Genomic DNA, 248 nt, shown 5'->3' with positions numbered 1-248 from the left:
CAATCGACCAAACGTTTCCAAATCTTCGCAACAATCTTGCAATCTCTTTGATGCTTATCAATTCTGAGAGAAGCGAGATCGATTGGCTTCTCGAAGAAGCCGTTGCGGCCGATCCGAACGACAGTCGGGCATGGGTCAACCTCGCGTTGCTGCGTCCGACCGACATCGATCTTGCGCGACCTCATGACGCAGCCCGGCGGGCCGTCGCGCTCGCGCCGCACGACCCGCTCGCGCTCAACAACTACGCG

Annotated in this window: 1 pseudogene; it reads left to right on the top strand. The window is 58.5% G+C overall.

Features of this window, described 5'->3' with window-relative positions:
• Positions 1 to 50: 50 nt before the first annotated feature.
• Positions 51 to 248: pseudogene (locus SB772_RS44205) on the top strand (hypothetical protein); the annotation flags it as partial.

Source organism: Paraburkholderia sp. SIMBA_030 (genome assembly GCF_046535245.1).
In the GTDB taxonomy this organism is placed as follows: Bacteria; Pseudomonadota; Gammaproteobacteria; order Burkholderiales; family Burkholderiaceae; genus Paraburkholderia.
Note: the sequence above shows the minus strand (reverse complement) of the source record. Positions and strands in the feature narration are given on the sequence as shown.